This is a genomic window from Arcobacter arenosus, assembly GCF_005771535.1.
Classification (GTDB): Bacteria; Campylobacterota; Campylobacteria; order Campylobacterales; family Arcobacteraceae; genus Halarcobacter; species Halarcobacter arenosus.
Genome location: NZ_VANU01000001.1, coordinates 67,484 through 89,735 on the forward strand (window position 1 = coordinate 67,484; position 22,252 = coordinate 89,735).

Sequence of the window (22,252 nt, forward strand, 5' to 3'; positions counted from 1 at the left end):
TTTTTGACTTTGAAATAATAAGATTATTATGATAATATATCCAAAAATAATAAATTTTTTATTATTTAATACTCACCGGGATGACTAAATGAAGAAAAAATTACTAATTCTTTCTGTTTTAATAATAATTATTTTATCAATTTTTATAACCTTTTACAGTTTATACAATTTACGAAATGTTGGAATAAAATCTGCTATTCATAATGCAAATTCTATTTCTGAAGTTGTAAAAAGTGGATTGACTTCTCATATGGTAAATAACAATATGGATGATGTAGATACATTTATTAGATCTGTTTCTAATATTAGAAATATTGAGAAGCTATGGCTTGTAAGAAGTGAAAAAATCAATCAACAATTTAATACTACCTCTTTTAATATCCCAAGAGATAAAATTGATGAAGAGGTTTTAAGAACTGGTGAAATAAAATATGAGGTTGATGAAGGTTTAACAACTTCAAAAATTAGAATATCTATTCCTTATATTGCACAACCAGATAAAGGGATTGATTGTCTTAAGTGTCATAATGTTTCTCAAGGTGAAACTCTAGGTGCTGTTTCTATGGAATTAGATATTAGTTCTATTAAAGAAATTGGTATTGAATCTTTATATCTAACTCTTTTTGTTGTTATGTTAACAGTTCTAATATTTACATTTATTAGTAAAAAAGTGCTTAGTCCATATACTTTTTTATTAACTCTATTTAAAGACAACCTTAATTATGCTTTAAATGGTAACTTTAAAAAAATTGAACCTCCATTTGGATTATCAGAAGATATTAGAAACTTAACCAATGATTACAATAATCTAATGATAACCTTTAAAGATACAACAGAAGAGATTGATAAAAAACTACAAGGATTTATTGGTTATAGAACTGAATTTTTAACAAATAGAAACCCTTTAAGTGAATCAAGGGAAATTATCAAAAAACTTTCAAACTTGTATCAATTTAAAAAAGAGGTTGAACAAGATAGTTCTAAAGAAGAGATTTATAAAAGACTTGCAGATGTTATGGAAAATGAGTTTGAATTAAGAAATTTTACATTTTCTGAAATAGATATGTTAAATAATAAAATTACAAAAGTTATTGAAAAAGGTGAATCATTTTATTGTTATAAAACCCTTTGTGAATCTCCAGAACTATGTAGAAGTGCTAGAACAAAAAGTGATGTACATTCGATTGATTTACATAATAGTTGTCAATATTTTGATGAAAAAGACAAATACTATTATTGTTTTAATATAAATATTGTAAAAAGTCTATATCTAATAGTACACTGTGTTGTAGATACAGAAGAAGAGTTTGAGCAATTAAAACAAAAAACAGTATTTATTAAAAATTATTTGAAAGAGGCTACACCTTCTCTTGAAGTTAATCTATTAATGAATGCATTGAAAAATTCAGCATTTAGAGATGGGCTTACTGGTCTTTATAATAGAAAATTTCTAGATGAACATTCTAAAAAGCTAATTCCTCAAGTAAAAAGAGAAAGCTTAAACATTGGTGTACTAATGTTAGATATGGACCACTTTAAAGCTGTTAATGATGAATATGGTCACGATATTGGAGATAAAGTATTAAAAGAACTTGGATCTATTTTAGAAGAGTCTGTAAGAGAATCTGATCTTGTAATAAGATATGGAGGAGAAGAATTTATAGTATTACTTGTTGGTGTTAAAGATGCTGAAAGTGCCCTAAAAATTGCAAATAATATTGGTAAAAAAGTTAGGGAAAATGAGATTGATGTTTATGCAGGGGCAAAACTTAAAAAAACTATTAGTATAGGTTTATCTATGTTCCCGCAAGATGGTAAAAACTTTGATTCAGTTCTTAAAAATGCAGATATTGCATTATATGAAGCAAAAAGTAGTGGTAGAGATAAAGTTGTAAGATTTAAAGAAGAACAAGTTAGTAGTGTTGACTTATTTTAAAAAATAAATATCAAATAAAAAAAAGGGGTAGCTAAAATAGCTACCCCTTTTTTATTGTATTAAACTATGATTAGTGTAAATCTTCGTTTAATTTAACTTCTCTAGTACTTCTCATAGCAATAATTTGACCTGTTACTGAGTTTTGTCTAAAGTGAACTCCATTTACACCTTGGAAATCCATACCTCTCATAAGCTCTTTAATCTCTTTGTCTGGATTAATCTCTTTTAATGCTGCAACAGCTTTTTCAGAAAGTGTAATTTTAGTCCCTGGTAAAATTGTAACACCAGCATCTAAGATACAACCATCAGCAATACTTGTACCAGTACAAGAGTTAGCACCTAATAAAGTGTTATCTCCAATAGTTACAGGAACACCATCAGTTCCAGATAAAACTCCAAGAATTGAAGCTCCACCACCAACATCTGAACCTTTTCCAACTTTAGCAGATGAAGAGATTCTACCCTCAACCATAACTGCACCTTCAGTTCCTGCATTGAAGTTAATATAAGCAGCACCAGGCATAACTGTAGTTCCAGCAGCTAATTGAGCACCCATTCTAACTTTGTTAGTATCTAAGATTCTTGTATTATCTGCAGGGATTACGTGATCTAAGAATTGTGGAAATTTATCAACTTTAGTGATTGATGGATATTTTCCAGAAAGTTTTAATGCAATCTCATTTTCTCTTAACCAATCTAATTCAATTGGCTGATTACCAACCCATGCACAATTTTCTAATTGTCCAAATGCACCATTAAGATTTAATCCTCTTAATTTAGCTTTTCCTGTTGATAAAGCATAAAGTTTTAAATATACTGTTTCAGCACTTTGTGGAGCTTCATCTTCAAAAATAAATACAACTTTATAATCTTCAGCAGTAAACCCAGAATCAATTGGTAAAGATGCTAATTGAGAAATAACTTGAACATTTTTATGTTCAGCACCTTTTGCTTCAGGGATATAAGGTCTAAATACCTCAATACAAGAAGTTAAAAATACATCACTAACAGTTGCTACTAATTCAGACTTTGATGTATCAACTTCAACACCTGCTTCTTTTAATGCATTAAGAAATACTGCAGCTGAACCATAGTTTTCTTCCCAGTTCATTACTGGATATGTTGCTTGTAAAACTTTTTCAGGATTTAATTGTCCTCTATCAACTCTTGCAATACCAAAACCAATTGGGTTTTTATACCAAGATTGAGATTGAATCTCTTCTATTTTGCTTTTAAAATCATCTTTTGTAAATGCCATGCCTAGTTATCCTTTTAAAATTTTTTGTGGATTATACTCAAATTTCACAAAAAGCTAAGTTAATAAACTTAAAAAGAGCTATCCATATCTATTGATGCCATTGTTGAATTAATTGAGTGAAGAGCGATTAAAAGTGCCTTAGCAGTTGATGAACGAAGTATTATTTCATATCGATATTTATTTGCCATTTTGAAAATTGGGCTTTGTCCAAATCCAACAACCTCTATATCATCATACTCTTTTAAAATTTTTACATATTTATCTAATTCATCTTTTACCTTTAAACCATTTTCATGGGCAAAGATAACCTTAGCCATTTTAATAAAAGGGGGATAAAGCCCCTCTCTAAATTCTAATTCTTGGTTTAAAAAATCTTCATAATCACACTCTTGCAAGTAATAACTAAGTAAATCTTGATTTTGGGTTTGAATTATCACTTCACCCTCACCTTTTCTACCACTTCTTCCTGATATTTGAATAAGTAAGGATAAGGCTCTTTCCCTTGCTTTATAGGAACTCATATTTAAAACAGAATCAATTCCAAGAACAACTGCAAGTTTTACATTATGATAATCATGCCCTTTTGAAAGCATTTGTGTACCAACTAAGATATCAATTTTATTTGCATTAAAATCATTTAAAACTTTTTTTAGTTTAGTATCTGTTTTTATTTCATCTCTATCAAATCTTTTTATGATTTTTTCAGGGAAGAACTCTTTTAATCTCTCTTCAACCTCTGCTGTACCAACTCTTATATTATGAATAATTCCATTATTGCAAGATGGACATTGTTCTGGAATCTTTTGTGCATATCCACAATAATGACATTTTAAAGCCAAATCATTTTTATGTAAGCTCATTGAAACTGAACAATATGGACATTCAACAGATTTTCCACATGAAGTACAAATTTGATATTTAAAATTCGCCCTTGTTGGCAAAAAAACAATAACTTGATTTTTGTTTTCTAGAACATTTGCAATTTTATTTAAAATTAAATTTGATAATTCCGTTGAAGAATCATCAAATGTCAATTGTTTTTTTGTTTCAAAAAATGTTTCTTTTAATCTATAAAAAGGCAATTTATAAAAAGAAGAGATTGAAGCTGTTGCACTTCCTAAAATAAGATTAATATCAAATTTTTTTGCAATATACAAAGATAAATCTTTTGCATTATATCTTGGTTTTGAATCACTTTTATATGATTCATCATGTTCCTCATCTACTACTATTAATTTTAGATTTTTAAAGGGTAAAAATAAAGCTGATCTAGCACCTGCAACTAATTTTATTTCCCCTTTATAAATCCCCTCAAGGATTTTTTCTTTTTTCTTTTTTGTGATTTTAGAATGCCAAATAGCAACACTGTCTCCAAATACTTTTTCTAAACGCTTTTGCATTTGTGGACTTAAAGAGATTTCAGGCATCAATAAAATTGCATTACCATTTTCATTTAAAACTTTTTCAATAGTTTTAATATAGATTTCTGTTTTTCCACTTCCTGTATTTGCAAAAAGTAAGGCTTGTTTTTTTTCTTGGCAAAAATTATAAGCTTTTTCTTGTTCTTTAGATAAGCAAATTTTAGAATCAAATTCAATTTTGTTTTCTTCCTCTTGTATTTTTTCATCAAAAGGAACATACACACTCAAAGCTTCACCAAATGAACATACATAATATTGGGAGATAAATTTTGCGATTTCAAACATTTTCTCATCATAATAAAAAGGTAAAATTTCCAAAATCTCTACACATTTAAATTCTGGTTTAGGAACTTTTTTTATTACAACTGCAGGAGTTTGTTTTTTTCTATTACCTAAAGGAACTAAAACCTTTGTTCCTATTTTAATCTCTTCTAAACTTTCATAGGTTAAAGGATTTAATGGTGATTTTAAAAAACTTACTTCATAATAATTCACTCAAAATCCTTACATAATTCAATACTACTTATACAGTTAAAACTATTATTTGTAAATTCAAATTCTAAATACTCTTCGTTTGTAATATAAATTTTATATTTATTTGAAGAGGTTTTAATCCATTTTCCAATCTCTTTTTTTAAACTATTTGTTGAAATTAACGGTTTATCTAAAATATTTGAAAACAATAAACTTTTTTCCTCTTCAATATTTGCATCATCTAGCTTTAAAATAGAAGTATCATTTAAAAGTACATTTTTTGAATTTTCTTTTGATATAGAACTTCTAATTTGTGCAATATCTGCATTAATATTAGTTTTATTAACAAAGTCAAGACTTGATGATGTTTTTATAATTAAAAATGTTGATATTATAGAAATTATTAGAATTACTATAATTATTTCAAGAAAAGAAAAAGCTTTTTTCATAATTAAAGTTTTGGTATTTTTTCTGAAATTTGCTCTAATTCTTCTTTGAAAATTGTATACTCTTGAGCAAGCCTGATATACGCAGCTAACAACTCTCGTGTATCTGAGTTTTTATCAGGTTCAAGATATTTTCTTATCTCTCTTTCTATTTTTTCATCTACAACAATTGTATAAGCCATATTATTAATGTGAAAAGTAAGTTTATTTTGCAATGTGTTTAGCCTCAACAAAAGTTAATGTACTGTCAATTCTTAAAAGCATATCTTGATTATTTCTTTCTAATTCATCGTTTTTATTTTTTAAATCTTCTAAATCTTGACGCAACATATTATTCTCTCTTTTTAAGAGTTCATATTCATGTACTAACTTATCAATTTTTAAATTTAATTTTTCGATGATTTCCATAGTAGATATTCTATCTAATTTATCCTAGTAAAATTATTTAAATATAAAAATTATAATAATTAACTATCCATGAATAAAAAGTTTACCTTGAGCATACAAGGCTGCAACACCTTTTCCCCATGATGAGCAAAATTCTAAATTTTCACCTGATAGTTGAAAGGTATCATTTATTTGTGAAATTAATGCTTTTTCCTGTAAATCAAATTTATCATCTGCATGAATTAAAATCATTAATTCCATTACGACAATTTTTTTGCTTTTTTTTGTTTTAAAAGTTTCTAATGTGTCCGCTAATGAGAAATCTTCAATTTCGAAGTCATCGTCGTTTTCAATTCCCATTTCTGCACAGTATTCTAAGATTATCTCTTCTTCTTTTTCTCCATAGTCATTATCAATTCTTGCTAAATAGTGAGCAAGCTGTAAGAATGCAAATTTTTCTTTGGGTTTTAATTTCATTAAAAGCATTTATATCCTAAATAATTGTTTGTATCTAATTGTGTAATTATAATGAAAAAAAGTTAATCGTTTATGAATAACTAATTATTATTCTTTTAATTATAAACATTATAACGAATCATATTTTCATAAAATTTATCATTAAATTCATAGGATAGTGTTAAATCAAAAGTATCATTACCAACCCATTTATAAAATTTCAATTGAGGGTTTTTAATATCTTTAAACTTATAAGTTTTATCTTTTAAATTGCTATTCCAAAGATCTTTTTTTAAATTACTTTTTACTCTTTTAAATATACTAGAGTCTTTTTTTGAAAAAATTTCTATAGTCTGAAGATTGTTTGTCTTTAATACATCTACAACTAAAATTTTTTTATCACGAGATAAGTGGGAATTATAGTCTAAACCATTAGAAGATATCACATATTCTTTTATTTTATCTTCAACAAAAAGAATACCATTTCTATTTTCTATTTTCATCTCCTTTATATCAATTTCTTTTGATTTTATAAAAGAAGAAATATTCTCTTTTTTTGAACTAACTTGATTTATTTTTTTTGAACTTAAGTTTTTATTTGAGGATATAGAGATTTGTTGATTTTCTGCACATCCTATTAATAAAGCTAAACAGTTAAAAAGAAAAACAAATCTAAAGTGTTTTAATTTTTCCATAAAATCTCTTTTGTATCACTTTTCTTTATGTTCCCAGCTTTATCATAAACCCATAGTTGATACCATTGTTTAGTATCCTTTGATAATGTTTTATCAATATAAGATTTTATTTTTATAAAATTTGAGATTTTATAAAAGGCAAGACTTTTACCACTACTTCTGTAAACTTCAAAACCATTGTAATCATTATCATTTATATCTAAAGAAATTTCTATACCATCCTTAGTTTGTACATAATTTATGTTTTTAATTATAGGAGCTTTTGTATCTTTTTCACTTAATAAAATATGTTTATTCTTTATAGACTCATTACCACTTTTATCAACAGCTGTTACAATAAACTTTTTCATACCTTGCAATTTATAATTAATAAGTTCAAATTGAGTTTTTAGAAGTTTCTTAGAGTTCAGCTTTACTAATTTTGTCCCCTCTTGAGTATAAATATTATAATGGCTTAAATCATAATCATATATTGGAGCCCATTGCAAATATATTTTATTACTATAAACCCTATATACTGAAAATACCGGCTGTTTTGGTGCAACAACATCAGGAAGTTTTACTTTAATTATATTTGAATCATCACTTTCATTAAACCTTTTATCAACAGCTGTTACTTTGTAATAATAATTAAATCTACTTAAGTTTTTTGGCAAATCATGAGTGTATTTATTATCTTTGATCTCTTTTTTATTTACTCTTGCATAATATTTATCATCTTTATCCATAGCAAAATATACACGATAACCAAGTATATCTTTATTTTTTGATTTGTCCCAGACTAAATTTATTTTTCCTGGTTTTACATCGGCTTTTAAATTACTAACTTTATTTGGTGCAACTACATCAAGTGCTGAAACCAATCTTTTTGATGAGGGTTTTGATTCACCTAAAAATGAAATAGTAGTTACATAATAATAGTAGTTTTTACCAGCATCAATCGATTTATCCACATAAAAATTTGTAGAAATCTTTTTTTTATTTAATTTTTCATATTTACCATTTACTAAATTACTTCTATAAACATTATAAAAAGTTTTTGAATCTTTTAATTTATTCCAAAGAAGCTTAACCCTTGAATTATTAATAGATACATTTAGGTATTTAATCTTAGGTGTAGATAAATCACCTTTAAAGTATCCTGTCACAGTGTTACTAAAAGCACTCTCTTCACCAAAAAAATCAACTGTAGTAATTTTATACTGAGCAGTTTCTAATCTTTTTAATGTTCTATCTTTATAAAACAAATCACTTTGTGTATTTATTGAGATTGGACTTTTATTTAATTTTACAAATTGTTTAGAGGGGCTTTTTTTAATATAGATATTATATCCGTAAAATAGAGAATCAAATTGCCATGTAAGGTTTATTCCATCTATATCTTCTTTAGCTTCTAAACCAAGAGGAGTAGGAGATATTGCTCTTTTATAAGTATATATATCAAAGCTTTTAGAAAGAATCTTTTTATCATTTTCTAAAACTTCTATCTCATAACTATACTTTTGTTTTAACCTGACTGTTTTATCTTTATAAAAAGTACCAAAGGCTTTTGCTAAATCTGTACGAAATGAGATTATTGAAGGCATTAATCTTTGAATATCATTTAAAAATAATTTAGCCTCAAGTTTTTTTTCAATAGTTTTAGCATTTTTATAAGGATAAAGGGCAAGTAAGGCATCTTTATCAAATTTATCTTTTACCTCATCAAAGGTTTTTTTTCTAGAAGTTGATAATAAAACTTTATTTTGATTATTAGTTCTGTATAGTTTATAAGTATACTCTTTATTTAAATTTGGTATTACCCATTTTATTAAAACTGCATCTCCATCATATTTTGAAAAAACTGCAAGATTTTTTTCTGGTAATTTATTTGCATAAATATTTACTATTAAAAAACTAAAAATCAATATAATTCTTACCATAATGATACTCCTTGATTACTATTTAACTGAATATTTTCTGGACTAAAATTGTTTTCATAAATACTTTTAGAATCTTCATTTGCTCTTGTAATATCATCTAAACCTGAATCTAAAATAATTACTTGTTTAGTTACAACGGGTTCAATTCTTCCTTCACTTAATAATCTTCCAAATGTATTTTCTTGAGCAATATAATACTTAATAGTGGCCTCTTTTATCTTCTCAATTCCATCAAATTTTAGTTGATATAAATTATCTATATAATCACCATAAAGCAATGTATATTGTTTGCTTAATGTATTTTCTGGGTTTAATTCATCCTCATAAACTACATCAACTACAGGGAAAACATTAGGGTATTCATTTCTATTTATACCTGAGTTTATTGTAACTTTTCTAATATTAGGAGAATGCTCTTTATATGCAGCTAGAGCCTGAGTTCTATGCTCTTCACAGTCCCCACAAGTTGCACAAGTTCTTGAGATTGGGTTACCATATTGTGCAGCTAATTCACCTAAATTAGTATCTGCATCACAAACTGGAAATTGGTTCCCCATGGCTCTTTGCTCATATCTACTAATTATTGCTCTTACATTGTATTCCTGTCCATCTTTAACAACAAGTGACCTTTCAACATCTATTTTTGCATCAATGTCATTTATATTATTAGTTAAATAAACAAATTGATCCCCTTGATTTCCTGAGCCTTTTGCTTCAAAAAATGAGATATAAACTATTTTATCATTTGCCACATCTTTTACTTTTATCATATATTTATTAGTTGAATAGTATGTAAATGAATCATTTGATACAGAAGGTTCACCTAAATTTAAATCAGTAAAAATTTCTTCACTAACTCCAAGTGATTGCGCTGTAACTCTAGCTGCCATATTATTTGAAAGCCTACTATTATTTAAAGAAGTGGTTCTACTTAATCCTGAATTATCAATATTTAAAGAATCAAATTCCATCCCATCATCTTCACCATCAACTGTATATGACCTAAATGGGTTATAGTATTTCCCATCTGATCTTACAACAGTCTCTTTTATCTCTCCTGTACTATTGTTTAAACAAAAATGATAGGTATTAAAAGGCTCATTTGGAGTAAATTTTTTACCAGGAAGTAGTACTGTATTTTCAAGGATTTCTCCAAATTTTCCTTTATTTGTATCCCATGAAAAATCATTCCAAGTTCCTTCTAAAACCTCATTTTTACTATTTATTACACTTGCTACATAATTATTATTCATTTGAGGTAATTCCTTTGCTAAATGTGAATAATAGATTCTAACTTTTGCTGTAGAAGATATATCTTTAGAACCAGTTTCAGGCATTACCTTTGCAACTAATTCAGAATAAGGTAAAAAACTTTCATCAGTTGTAGTAAATATCTTTTCAACTTTTTCAACTTTTTCTAAAACATTAGTATCAATATTATTTTTTCTTAACCATTGAACATCAGCAGTAAGCTTATATTGAGTATTTGGGCGTAATAATTCTTGAGGCATATAACCTATGGTTTTATTATCAATTCTGCTTGAATTTAAGCTCTTACTAACTGTAGGATTTGAAGTATCTACAAGTTTTACATTTGTAATTGTAAACCAATAGTTTTCCCTTCCCACCTCTTGCATTGTTCCATCATTAGGAAAGACAGTTCCTAGTTTAAGAAGTGGTTTTAAAGAAAAATCAGTATCATGGAAAGGTTCAACCTCTTTTAAAATACTCATATTTTGATTATCTAAGGAACTAGGTTTTTTACCAACTATATAAAAGGTATGTTTTGCACATTTACCTATTGCACAACCTTTTAAAAATAAACTAAATATTGTTGGGCTTGGACTTCTAAACCTAACTTTTCCATTTACACTTGCTAAATCAAACCATCCTTTTACTGGTACTCTAGCTTCTATTGCCATTCTAAGATAAGCTTGTAAATCTATATATACCTTTCTTCCAAAACCAGCTTCTAAATCAAAGCCAATATTTGTATCATATCCTATTCCAAATCCCCATTTACTCCATCTATCACTAGAACTAAACCTACTTCCTAAAGCAAATAAATCACTTTCAATTACTAAATATGATTGTGCTTGAGCTAAATCAAAGATTCGTGAAGTTATTGGTTCATTTTTTGTACCCAAGTGGACATATTTTCTTGCACTAGTATAAGCTAATGCTCCATTACCAAAAAGATGAACTAACTCAAAATCTGATGCTAAATATTTTACATCTACTCCACCATCAATTGATATTTCAAAAGGGGAAGTTCCTAAAACAACTTCTGCTGTTATAACCCTTTCTTCAGGACTTAAGCTTAAATCACTTAATAAGTATGATATTCCATCCAATCTTGTAACACCAGTAGCTAGGTTTATATCCATACCTAAAGTTCCATGCCAAGTATAACCAACATCACTTGTACCCATTTTTACTAATGCAGTAACAATAATATCTTCTGTTCCATTGGGAATAAACCTTGTATCAAAACTATCTTCACTTCTTTGGATTTCCATACCATAAGAAGCACCACCACCAAAACCGTATAAAGAGATAGGAATAGGAGTTAATGGTACACCTGCACTACTTGAATAAAGTGCCCTTGCCATCCAATATCTCTTTGAGCTTTTTTCTCCTATTCTAAAGGCACCTTCAACATTAAAAATGCCCCCTACACCAAGATTTAAACCTGTAGCTGCAAACCCTTCTCCATAAGTTGGGTCTGCATCATACCAATCAAATTTTCCTGATAAAATAATTGCCGGTTCACTAACATTTAGTTCAATCTGATTAATATCATATGTACCATTACTATAAAAAGTCATACCCGCACCAGCTTCTGTAATACCCAAATTTAAACTACCTGCAGCTTCAAAAAACAATAACTCTTCTGAAACCTTATATCCTAGACCAAGCTCTGTTAGGGTTAATGTCATACCTGCTAAATCAAAACTTGCACCAGAAATTGTTTGAGTTGAAGAGATAGAATCTATACTTATACCATCTTTTGAAATTTCTAAACCATCAAATTCGACTGCACTTAAAGATGAAAGCAAACTATGGTTTGGTTGAAGTGTCCCATTAAAAGATAAAGAAAAATCTTCCATATCTAAATTTGTCTCTACACCTAATAATGTCATAGTTGCAAAGTTTTCTATAGGGATAGCCTTTAAGGCATTTGAATCTAAAGAAAAAGAATCTACCCCATCTAAAGAGATTTGTGTTCCCATATCAAAAGTAAACTTTTCTGATGAACCTAAAAATCCATCTTTTGAATAGTGCATCTTAATATTTCCAGATACATTTGTCGTATTAAGAAAACTTATACTAAGTTCATTTATCACTAGATTAGCTATTGTTGTCTCTAAAGTACTTACTTCACCTAAGCCAATAGTTCCAGATATTCCACTAGAAGAGATTGTAAAATCCTCTAAAGCTAAATCTATATTTTCCCACTCTTTATAACCAAAGTTACCACTTAAACTCATTGATAGTTCATCTAAAGAATTCATATTAAAAGAACCACTTAAACCTTTAAATTCAAACTTATTATCTAAGCCTAAATGTAATATCTTTTCATTAAAATCAAATGTTAATTGTGAATTAGTATAAGCTATTGCAGTTTTTGCATAAGCTTCTGCTTCATTAAATAAAGAAGATAAATCAATCTCTCCATCAATACTATTAACTATAATTGGAATATCTAAAGTAGAGTCTATTTTTATACCAATTGAAGATAAAGATAGTTTAACCTTATCACCCAAAAGAGTATGTTTTTGAATTGGCTCAAAAGTAGTATTTAGATCTGCTTTAAATCCTGTTGAACTAATTTTTAATCCACTTAGATTTATATTTGGAACACCCACATTTTTTAAAATATCAGTGAAGAACTGGGCATTTCCTGAAAAAACAACCTCATACTTATCACCTATTTTACTAACACTCCCCGTTGGATTTGCTATTTTTAAAACAGTATTTTCATAGGTATAAGTTAATTCTTGAGTAGAACTAAAAGTATATTTAGTTCCATCATATGCTAAAGCTATAGGCTCAACTGTTCCATCAAAAAGTTTGTTACCTAAAAACAGTGTGCCAGCAGCTGAGCTAACTTGTGTTCCAGCTGTACCTGTACTTGCATTGATGTTAAAAAGCTCAACTCTTACATCTTCCTCTTTTACTCCTAAATCTAATACAGTAAATTCTGTACTTCCATTAGATATTCCTAAATTCCATTCAATTCCAGATTTTGATATTTTTGCTTTTTCAACTTCAACTTCAGCATCAAAATCAAACCCTGCTAAATTATAATTAGTAAAATCTGCTAATGCATGGAAATCTATAATTGGATTACTTAGAGTTTGTAAGTTAAGCTCCCCTGCTAAATTTGATACAACTATTGAACCATTTGAATCTGAAAGAAAAGATTTAGAACCTGATACACTCCAAGTATAAATTCCATTCAAATTATCAAGTGCTTTTTGTACCTCTTTACTCTTTTTAGAAAAATCTTTAACTTCTCTTTTCCCTTGAGAAACTACTCTTTGAATCTTATTTGTGGCACTATTTACTTTATTTCTTAGGGTTAATATCTCTCCATTTAATAAATCTCCAAAATCAAGCTTTGCAGATATATTTTTTACTCCAAAATCTATTCCATCTCTATCAACTTCAAAATTAAAACTTGGAATAGTACTATCATTAAAAATAAGTTTTACATTTTTTTCTTGATAGATTGGTATATCTTCTAATTGAGCCGATAACTCTGTTTTAAATGAAGATTTTGAAATCTGTGCATTACTTAATATTATATCCCCAACAGATTCAAAACAAGAAGAGTATGAAGATAGATTTATTGCCCCATCAAGATTAATAATTGGATTTTTCATATCAGTTAAATCTATTGTTCCTAATAAATTTTTTAGTTTTATAGAGCTGTTAAGTAATGTTTTACGAACAGGTCCTAAATCCCATGAAAACAACCCTGCACTTAAAGTATTTATTCTTGTTTTTGTATCATTTATAAGTGTTCCAAAATCAAGTTCTGCATTAAACTCATCTAAACTAATCTTAAATCCTGAAGATGATACACCCAGTGAAAGTTTTTGAAAATCACTTTCATTAAAATCTAGTTTTACATTCTTTTCATTCCAAATGGGGATATCATTTAATTGAGTTTGAATTTTAGAGGTAAATCCATCTTTAGAAATTGTTGCACTTAATAACTCAACATTTTGAGCATAAGAATAAAGAAAACTTTTTTCATTAAATGATATATTTGCATCTAGTGAAACAACTGGATTTGATAAAATTGAAAAATCAATTGTCCCCCCTAAAGAACTTAATAAAATCTCATTTCCATACAAATTATATGAACCTGATAAATCCCAACTATATTGGTAGTCATCTTCAATAAATGATTGTCCTTGATTATATATATCTTCAGCATCAGAAAGTGTATTTTGAATTTCTGAGGTAGTTAATACTCTTTTCATACTTGCAGTTGCATTTGGGATTAGTGTACCAAAATCTATTGAAGCATCTAAATGGAATAATCCAACATTATAGCCACTTGTTGTTAATGAAAGTTTTAATGTAGGGTTACTATTAAATTGTACCTTTACATTTTTTTCTTTATATATATTTATATGCTCTATATTTAATGAAGCCTGAGCACTTAATCCATTTTTAGAAATCTTTGCATCACTGACTCGTGCATTTTCAATACTTGCAAATGCACCCCCATAAGAGCTTAAATCCAAATTAGCATTGAAAACGATATTTGGATTTTCTAAATCTTGTAAATTTAGACTTCCATTTAAATCTTTTAATTTTTCTTTGGCATCACTTACTATTTGTTTACTACTTGTTATTCCCCAAGAGTAAGTATTGGCAACTATATTATTTGCTTCATCTTGCAAAGCATTTAATCTTGTTGTTGCGCCATCAAACAAATCACCAAAATCTAAAGAGGCATCTAAATCATCTATTGAAAAGTCTAGTTTATCTCCAATTGACAGAGATATAATAGGGGAATTATTAAACTTAAGTTTTACATTTTTTTCTTCCCATATATCTATACTTCTTAAAGAGGCACTAGCACTTGCTTCAAATCCATCTTTTGAGATTAAAGCACTTTGTATATCTAGAGTTTCAATTTGTGATAAAACACCTGTATAGTCTAATAACTTTAATGAAGAGGTAAATGATATTTTAGGATTATCAAGTTTCGATAAATCTAAATTTGCATCCAACTGTTCTAATTTATTTTTTTGATTTAAAAGATATATTGTAGATGGATTATTAAAGACTAAATCCATTGTTCCATCTTGTAAACTTTCTAAAGAGGCAACGGTATCAGGCAAAAGTGTTCCAAAATCAACTGTGGCATCAAAGTTTTCAAAGAAGAAATCCAATTCACCTAAAATACTTAAACTTAGATTCAAAGTTGGTATACTATCTTGTGAAAATTGTAATTTTACACCTTTACCCTTCCAAATATCCAAAGAATCAATTAAAATACCAAGACTAGCAGATAAACCTTCTTTTGAAATTTGGGCATCTGTTATGGAAGCTAATTCTATCTTTGATAATAAACCTCCATAAGAACTTAAATTAGCATTTGCATTAAAAGATATAATAGGATTAGTAAGATTTGATAAATCAAGCTCTCCTGATAATTGACTTAATAAAATATCTACATCACTTTTTAGACTTTTACTTTCTGAAACTACCCAAGAAAATTTAGATGCACTTGCCTCACCGGCCTCATTAATTAAAGGTAAAAGTTCTGCTGTTGCAGAATCAAATAGATTTCCAAATTCAAGTTGAATATCTCCTGTATTTATATTAATATCTACACCTGAAGTTTTTAAACTTAAATTAATTCCAATATCTCCATTAAACACCAAGTTTACATTTTGTTCTTCCCAAATAGAAATTGGATTTAATGCTGTTGTAAACTCTGAACTTAATCCAGTTTTTGAAATCACTACATCTTTTATAGATATCTCATTTATATTTGAAAATAATGAACCATATTGACTTAAATCTATTTTTGTATCAAAAACAATTTTGGGATTACTTAAATCTTCTAAATTTAATTTACCAACACTTTGTGATAGGAATATAGTTCCATCATCTATTAGTTTTTGTTTACTATTTTCACTCCAACTATAAACCCCATTTATTTTCTTACCTAATTCATCTGTAGCTATTTCTAGTCTTTTTTCTATTGAACCTAATAAATTACCAAATTTTAATGAAGCATCCAAATTTGATATTCCTAGCTTTAGTCCAGTTGTCATTTTTAAAGAGAAATCAATACTCAAGCTTCTAAAAGAAACTTTTACATTTTGCTCTTCCCAAATATCAAAATTTACATCATTTGAATATGCAATTATTCCAGTGATTCCATTTGTATCAAAGATTAAAGAATCTATTTGTGTGTTAGGTAATGAAGATAATAACTCATTTGAAGTAGAACTTAATGTTGAAACAAGAGTATTTTTTCCATCTTGGGCATTAAATACAAGTTTTGAAATATCTAAAGTAATATCTTCATAGACAATTTGAAGAGAAGAGGTATACTCAATATTACCTGAAGTAATTCTATCCTCTTCAAAGGTAAGATTATTAAACTCAACATTAATATTACCTTCAAGACCAAAATTTTGTAGCCAAGGAACATATATGGTTCCATTTCCTGATAAAGTGGTTCCATTATATTCAAAACCCTCATTTAAACTTAAAACAAACCCTGAAATATTAAATTGATTTGGAAACTCCAAAGTATTATCTAATGTTGAACTTTCTCTAACAACTCTTAATGAAAACTCATATATATACCCTATTTTTGGTTCAAAGGAAAATTCCCAATCATCATGACCTGATGCTCTAAACCATGATTTGCCACCATTTGTACTTATCTCAACAAATAAATCATCTACACCTATTGTTTTTTCTGTTGATTCAAGAAGCCCTGTAATAACTACCTTTCCATCTTTTAAATCTTCTTCATAAAACTCAATAGTTCTTTGTTCTAAAGATTCAAACTCTCTACCATTGATAGTGATATCATCAACAAAACCAATGTCATCTGCAAGTTGAACATTTCCGTAAAGTGATACACAAAAGAGAATAAAAATAAATATTTTTTTTATCATATGAGTTCCTTTTTAAACAAATAAATTAAAAATTATATACGTAAGACAACTTTCCTTTGTGCTCGTTGTAACTTGATAATGAACTATGTTCAACATCATATACTTGTTTTTCAACTAATAATCTAACTATTTGTTTACCCTTATCATCTAAGCGATAAGTTGTTCTAAATTGATAAGTTGAATTAGTAGTATCATCTGCATTATCGATATAAGTATTTCTTGAAATATATGATAAGTCCATAGATAATTTTTTATTATATTGATAGCCAGCATCAACTTTTAAACCAAATTTCTCTTGACTATTTCCACTTTGATTTACATTTTGTGCATCTAAACTTGTTGTAATCCGATAAAAACTATCATTTTCAAGTTTTTTCTTATATCCTAATGTAAATCTAATATTATTTATTTTTTGTGAAGAAGTTGTTGTCACATAATCTTTTAAATCTGAAAAATTGTAAGCTAATGAATAACGAAACCCACTAGTTGTTCTATAGTTTCCACTTAAATCTATTGTATATCTATTATTGTCAGAACCTCTGCCCCTAACATCTTTATTTGTGAACCTAAGATCAATATTAGATCTTTTCAAAAACTCAGGTTTATATGTAATATTTACAGCTTCATAATAAGTATTTTGAGTATCTCCTAATGAACCATTAAGATTATCTCTATCATATTTAAAACTAAGTTTACTTGACAACTGTTTGTTTATTCTCCAAGTAGTCATATTTTCAACTTTTTCATTATCTGAATTTGCTGAACCTGCTACAGAAACAAAATCTGGTGCAATTCGTTGATAAAGAAAATTACTTTTTACAGAAGATAATACAGGTCTAGTTAATAGTCTTACTAGTATAGCTGTTTTTGTTTTACTTTCTTTACCTGCTCTTAAATCATCTGTACTATGGGAAACTGCAGTTCGCCCCTTTAATGTTATATATTTATTAAATCTCCATTTACCATCAACTCCAAAAGTTAAACCTTTTGAACCTGGAGCACTTGAACTATCTGCAGAAGACAAATCATCTTTTAAAGTTACAACACTAAGATTTATTTCCTTTGCTCTTTCATATGTATATTTTGCTTCAAAGGCAGCGGTATAAGTATCAAGAGGTTCACTTTCAACTGTTTGATAAGTTTCTCTCCATTGTGACTTCTTAACCCCAAGTATAAACTTATAATCCCACTTATTTTCTTTTTTGTCACTTTTATATACTGTTTTAAAACCTTTTAAGGAACCTCCATAAACATATGGGTTCATTGAAGCTGCAACATCTCCAATTTCATGTTTCCAATATTTATTTGTATAATGTCCATTAAAATATTGAATTTCTGCCATATTATCTTGAATACGGTCATCATTTGTAGCTCTTGCTTTTACCCTAACTCCAGCATTTCCTTCGTATAATGGACCATGATAATTTAGGTTTAACTCTTGAGATTGAGTTAAACCTTCTGTATTATTTGATTGACCTTCAACATCTATATGTTGAAAATATCCACTAAGTCTTCCTTCTAACTTCCATGATTCTTCTAATTTAAAAGTTGAAGCCCCCATAGTGCTTACTAAAGTAATTAAAGATAAATTAATGTATTTTTTCATCTTAATTTACCTGTAATGAAAAGGTATTATTACCCTCTTTTTCCTCTTCAATAAGATCATCTGGATCAACGATAATAATATTACCATCATAACAATCTGCAGTAATATCAATATTTACTGATTCACCTGCTTCTAAGTCATTATTGTACTGTGGACCAGCAGGAAGGAAAGAACCAGGTACCTCATATGCTATGAAACCTGAATTTGTAGGACCACTACCAATATTTCTAATTGTAAGAGTCATAGGCATTGCGCCACCAAATCCACTTGGACAAATGGCACTTATTCTTAAATCAGGTAGACCACTAGTTCCTGAACTTGAAACTTCATCATAAATTTCTTGACCAGGGATAGTTGGAACTTCATCTCTCCATTCAGCTAAAGAGTCTCCCCATAAATTGTTACCTGCTAATTCAATTAATTTGTATTCCCCATTTATCTCATCAAATAAAAATCTAGAATAGCCTGTTTTTGTAGTTTGGTTTCCACCTAAATTAGTCTCATATCTTTTTTCCCATTTAACATAAAGATATCTTTTTACACCATCACTTGTTATTTTTTCAATCCAACTATCAAATGAAATAATTTCATACTTTCTAAAATCTTCATCAATCGCTTCAGTAAATGTCATAAAATCCTGAATAAATCTATCTTCAGATACATAAGAAAAAAAACTTGATGAATCTTCTTCTTCATAAAACTGCATCATATCGCTAAATACAATTTTTACTTTATCATCCCTTGATTGATCAAGAACTATTATATCTTTATCATAATCACTACTAGCAAATAAACTAAATGTTAAAAACATAAGAATTACAATCTTTTTCATCTTCTTCCTTTTATATAATTACTAAATAAATTATAAAAAGATAACATTCCAAAAACATTGCAATTAAGTTTAAATTTTAATTAAAGGTAAAGTTGTAAAGATTAAATATTTATGCGGTATCCTATTGCAGGGATAGTTTCAATAAATTTATTGTTCAATTTTATGCGTAATCTACAAACTAATGTTCGTCTAGTATTTTCATTTGGTAACTTATCTGGCCAAATCTCATTTTCCATATCATAAATAGAGACTACAGAATTTTTAGATTTAATTAAAAGATTTAAAAGTTCTTTTTCTCTTTTTGTTAAATGAATAAATTCGCCATTTAAAATAAGTTGTTTATTAACAGAATCAAAACTAAATTCTTTATCTAATAAGATATCTCCTACTTTACTACAATTTTCGTACAAATTATGGTAAGTATTTGAAGCGAGTTTAAGAGCTACATATAATTCTTCTCTATTAAAAGGTTTTAGTAAATAGCTAACAGGACTTGTTTTTAAAGCTCTGTTAACAGTATTTTCATCACAATAAGCAGTAAGATATATAAAGGTAGTATTTATTTTTTCACCAATTAAGGAAGCAGAAGTTATTCCATCTTTTTTCCCTTTTATATTTATATCCATTAAAATAACTTGTGGCTTATATTCTAATGCACAATATAAAGCATCATCGATGTTATTAACCCTAGCAACCAACTTATACTCACTTTTTGAGTTTATAAAATTTTCTAGTTCCATTGCTACTATTAATTCATCTTCAACAATCATTACAGGTATCATATTTTAAACCTTATCATATACTTACATTCATCTTTAGTTTTAGATTCTATTTCTCCACCTAGTTGTTCTGTAACTAAACCATATACTAAACTTAAGCCCAAAGAGTTTTTTCTCATTTTTTGGAAGTCATAGCCTAAACCATTATCTGCTACCTCTAAAAAATATTCTTTTGCTTTTTTTATTAATGTGATTTCAAACCTATCAAGATTATTTACATATTTTATACTATTTGATAGTAGTTCATTTATAATAATCCCAACATAAACAGCCTCTTTTATAGGCATATTTGCATCAATATTTAATTTAAAATCAATATCTTTCAAAGAATATGAAATATTCAAATCCATACATAGCTTTTTTATATATTCTTTCATATTTATTATTTCTATATTGTCATTTTGATATAAAATCTCATGGGTTTTTGAAATAGCTTTTATCCTATTTTCTAATTTTAAGAATTCATCTTTTGAATACCTATTATCTAATTTTGAACTTTGTAGGTTTAAAATTGAAAGAATAATTTGAAGATTATTTTTAACCCTATGATGTAACTCTCTATAAAGATTTTTTAAAGATTTAGTCTGTTTTTTTACCTCTTTTTCTACAATAATATTTCTTTTTTCTAACTCTTCATATAACTTTTTATCTAATTGTAGTTTCTCATTTTGTAAAATACTTAATCTATCAATAAAGGCTAGTAATAAAAATAAAGCCTCAATTAATGTCAAAATCAAAATTAAAGGTGGTAAAAAATACATAACAGAGATTATCCCCAAGGCATCAATAATAGATAAGAAATATCCTATTGAAAGAAAAGTCCAACCAATAATAAAAAATCTAGCTTGTTTATTTCCTTTATTGTAAATATAAATTGAACTATAAAGATTAAAAAATATAAAAAATAAACCTGTTAAAACAGTTACTTCAGGGAAATAAAAAACTGGTGTTGATAAAAATAAAATTTGTAATAAAATAAAATATATCACAAATTTATAGATTTTATCAATCTTAGAATAATTTGAAGTTTTAAGAAAACTTCTTGCAAAAATTGCAGCTGTAATAATCATAATTCCAACTTTTGGAACAACTATTAAATTATCTATATTTGTAAACCATTGTGGAGCATAAAGGGGTAAAAAACCTATATAAGTTAGTTGTTGAAAAAGCAAGGTCAAGATATAAATACAATAATATAAATAGCTTTTCTCTTTTGTATAAATAAACAAAGAAAAAGAATATGTAATAAAAGCTAAAATAACTCCAATAAAAAAAACTATTAAAAATTGTTTTAATAAATCATAATTTTTAAAATTTTCTAAATCACTTATTAATATCGAAAATTGTAAGGCAGTAGTACTATTCTTTATATTTAAATAATATGTTTTTGTTTCATTAGCTTTTAAACTTAAAGTAAATGATGGATTTATATATTTTTCTCTTTTATCAATATGTAACATACCACTTGTATTTATCTTATCATCATAATATAAGATTATATGTTCTAAAAGGGGATTATTAATCTCTAAAATAAAGTCTTTGGGTTTATTTTCTAAATTTTTAAGGTTTACTTTTAACCAAATATACATATCAGAATTAAACCCATAATTTATATGTTCTTTGGAGAATAAATCAAATTTTGAATTTTTTGCTTCTTCTAATTTTAATTTTTTTGTAGTTATAAATATTTGTATCTCTTTATGAATACTAAAATCTTGTGCATTTAAAGAAATTATTATAATAAGTGTTAATAAAAAAACAAACCTATAAAACTTCATAATATACCTTAATAATATATTTATTTTATAGGATTGTAAATTAAGTAAGCATTAAATAATAATATTTTAATAACTATCTTATAAAAGAAATTATTTT

General features: G+C 27.3%; 14 protein-coding genes. 1 reads left to right on the plus strand and 13 read right to left on the minus strand.

The window, feature by feature from the left end; all coding sequences use genetic code 11:
• Positions 1 to 88 precede the first annotated feature (88 nt).
• Entirely contained in the window at positions 89 to 1,936 is a 1,848-nt protein-coding gene (locus FDK22_RS00390; protein WP_138150794.1) for a GGDEF domain-containing protein, read from the plus strand.
• Positions 1,937 to 2,006: 70 nt separating this feature from the next.
• Here FDK22_RS00390 and FDK22_RS00395 read toward each other — a convergent pair whose 3' ends face one another.
• From FDK22_RS00395 to FDK22_RS00455, 13 genes are all read right to left on the minus strand, one after another.
• Positions 2,007 to 3,194 carry a tetrahydrodipicolinate N-succinyltransferase N-terminal domain-containing protein gene (locus FDK22_RS00395; RefSeq protein ID WP_138150795.1) on the minus strand — a complete coding sequence of 396 codons (1,188 nt, stop codon included), beginning with the start codon at positions 3,192 to 3,194 and terminating at the stop codon, positions 2,007 to 2,009.
• Positions 3,195 to 3,262: 68 nt separating this feature from the next.
• Positions 3,263 to 5,110, minus strand: a complete 1,848-nt coding sequence (locus FDK22_RS00400; protein ID WP_138150796.1) for a primosomal protein N' — start codon at positions 5,108 to 5,110, stop codon at positions 3,263 to 3,265.
• Complete coding sequence (locus FDK22_RS00405; RefSeq protein WP_138150797.1) at positions 5,107 to 5,538, minus strand: prepilin-type N-terminal cleavage/methylation domain-containing protein; 432 nt, start codon at positions 5,536 to 5,538, stop codon at positions 5,107 to 5,109. Before FDK22_RS00405 ends, FDK22_RS00400 begins: the two co-directional genes overlap by 4 nt.
• 2 nt (positions 5,539 to 5,540) lie before the next feature.
• Entirely contained in the window at positions 5,541 to 5,750 is a 210-nt protein-coding gene (locus FDK22_RS00410) for a hypothetical protein (protein ID WP_138150798.1), read from the minus strand.
• Positions 5,740 to 5,943, minus strand: coding sequence for a cell division protein ZapB (locus FDK22_RS00415; RefSeq protein WP_138150799.1), 204 nt, complete (start codon positions 5,941 to 5,943; stop codon positions 5,740 to 5,742). The genes FDK22_RS00410 and FDK22_RS00415 overlap by 11 nt, the downstream gene beginning before the upstream one ends.
• 63 nt (positions 5,944 to 6,006) lie before the next feature.
• Entirely contained in the window at positions 6,007 to 6,399 is a 393-nt protein-coding gene (locus tag FDK22_RS00420) for a TerB family tellurite resistance protein (RefSeq protein WP_228711603.1), read from the minus strand.
• Positions 6,400 to 6,494: 95 nt separating this feature from the next.
• Complete coding sequence (locus tag FDK22_RS00425) at positions 6,495 to 7,073, minus strand: hypothetical protein (protein ID WP_138150801.1); 579 nt, start codon at positions 7,071 to 7,073, stop codon at positions 6,495 to 6,497.
• Positions 7,061 to 8,995, minus strand: a complete 1,935-nt coding sequence (locus FDK22_RS00430; protein ID WP_138150802.1) for a fibronectin type III domain-containing protein — start codon at positions 8,993 to 8,995, stop codon at positions 7,061 to 7,063. The genes FDK22_RS00425 and FDK22_RS00430 overlap by 13 nt, the downstream gene beginning before the upstream one ends.
• Entirely contained in the window at positions 8,989 to 17,160 is an 8,172-nt protein-coding gene (locus FDK22_RS00435; protein WP_138150803.1) for a hypothetical protein, read from the minus strand. The genes FDK22_RS00430 and FDK22_RS00435 overlap by 7 nt, the downstream gene beginning before the upstream one ends.
• Positions 17,161 to 17,185: 25 nt before the next feature.
• Entirely contained in the window at positions 17,186 to 18,766 is a 1,581-nt protein-coding gene (locus FDK22_RS00440) for a BamA/TamA family outer membrane protein (protein ID WP_138150804.1), read from the minus strand.
• Position 18,767: 1 nt separating this feature from the next.
• Positions 18,768 to 19,598 (minus strand): CARDB domain-containing protein, encoded by an 831-nt coding sequence (locus FDK22_RS00445; protein WP_138150805.1) that lies wholly within the window; start codon positions 19,596 to 19,598, stop codon positions 18,768 to 18,770.
• A gap of 101 nt (positions 19,599 to 19,699) precedes the next feature.
• Positions 19,700 to 20,380 (minus strand): response regulator, encoded by a 681-nt coding sequence (locus FDK22_RS00450; RefSeq protein WP_138150806.1) that lies wholly within the window; start codon positions 20,378 to 20,380, stop codon positions 19,700 to 19,702.
• Entirely contained in the window at positions 20,377 to 22,155 is a 1,779-nt protein-coding gene (locus FDK22_RS00455) for a 7TM diverse intracellular signaling domain-containing protein (protein WP_138150807.1), read from the minus strand. The genes FDK22_RS00450 and FDK22_RS00455 overlap by 4 nt, the downstream gene beginning before the upstream one ends.
• Positions 22,156 to 22,252: the final 97 nt, after the last annotated feature.

Bases quoted from the DNA above. Each gene is read 5' to 3' on its own strand.
- FDK22_RS00445 (WP_138150805.1), bottom strand. From the start codon at position 19,598: ATGAAAAAGATTGTAATTCTTATGTTTTTAACATTTAGTTTATTTGCT.
- FDK22_RS00455 (WP_138150807.1), bottom strand. From the start codon at position 22,155: ATGAAGTTTTATAGGTTTGTTTTTTTATTAACACTTATTATAATAATT.
- FDK22_RS00450 (WP_138150806.1), bottom strand. From the start codon at position 20,380: ATGATACCTGTAATGATTGTTGAAGATGAATTAATAGTAGCAATGGAA.
- FDK22_RS00430 (WP_138150802.1), bottom strand. From the start codon at position 8,995: ATGGTAAGAATTATATTGATTTTTAGTTTTTTAATAGTAAATATTTAT.
- FDK22_RS00425 (WP_138150801.1), bottom strand. From the start codon at position 7,073: ATGGAAAAATTAAAACACTTTAGATTTGTTTTTCTTTTTAACTGTTTA.
- FDK22_RS00415 (WP_138150799.1), bottom strand. From the start codon at position 5,943: ATGGAAATCATCGAAAAATTAAATTTAAAAATTGATAAGTTAGTACAT.
- FDK22_RS00405 (WP_138150797.1), bottom strand. From the start codon at position 5,538: ATGAAAAAAGCTTTTTCTTTTCTTGAAATAATTATAGTAATTCTAATA.
- FDK22_RS00440 (WP_138150804.1), bottom strand. From the start codon at position 18,766: ATGAAAAAATACATTAATTTATCTTTAATTACTTTAGTAAGCACTATG.
- FDK22_RS00435 (WP_138150803.1), bottom strand. From the start codon at position 17,160: ATGATAAAAAAAATATTTATTTTTATTCTCTTTTGTGTATCACTTTAC.
- FDK22_RS00395 (WP_138150795.1), bottom strand. From the start codon at position 3,194: ATGGCATTTACAAAAGATGATTTTAAAAGCAAAATAGAAGAGATTCAA.
- FDK22_RS00420 (WP_228711603.1), bottom strand. From the start codon at position 6,399: ATGAAATTAAAACCCAAAGAAAAATTTGCATTCTTACAGCTTGCTCAC.
- FDK22_RS00390 (WP_138150794.1), top strand. From the start codon at position 89: ATGAAGAAAAAATTACTAATTCTTTCTGTTTTAATAATAATTATTTTA.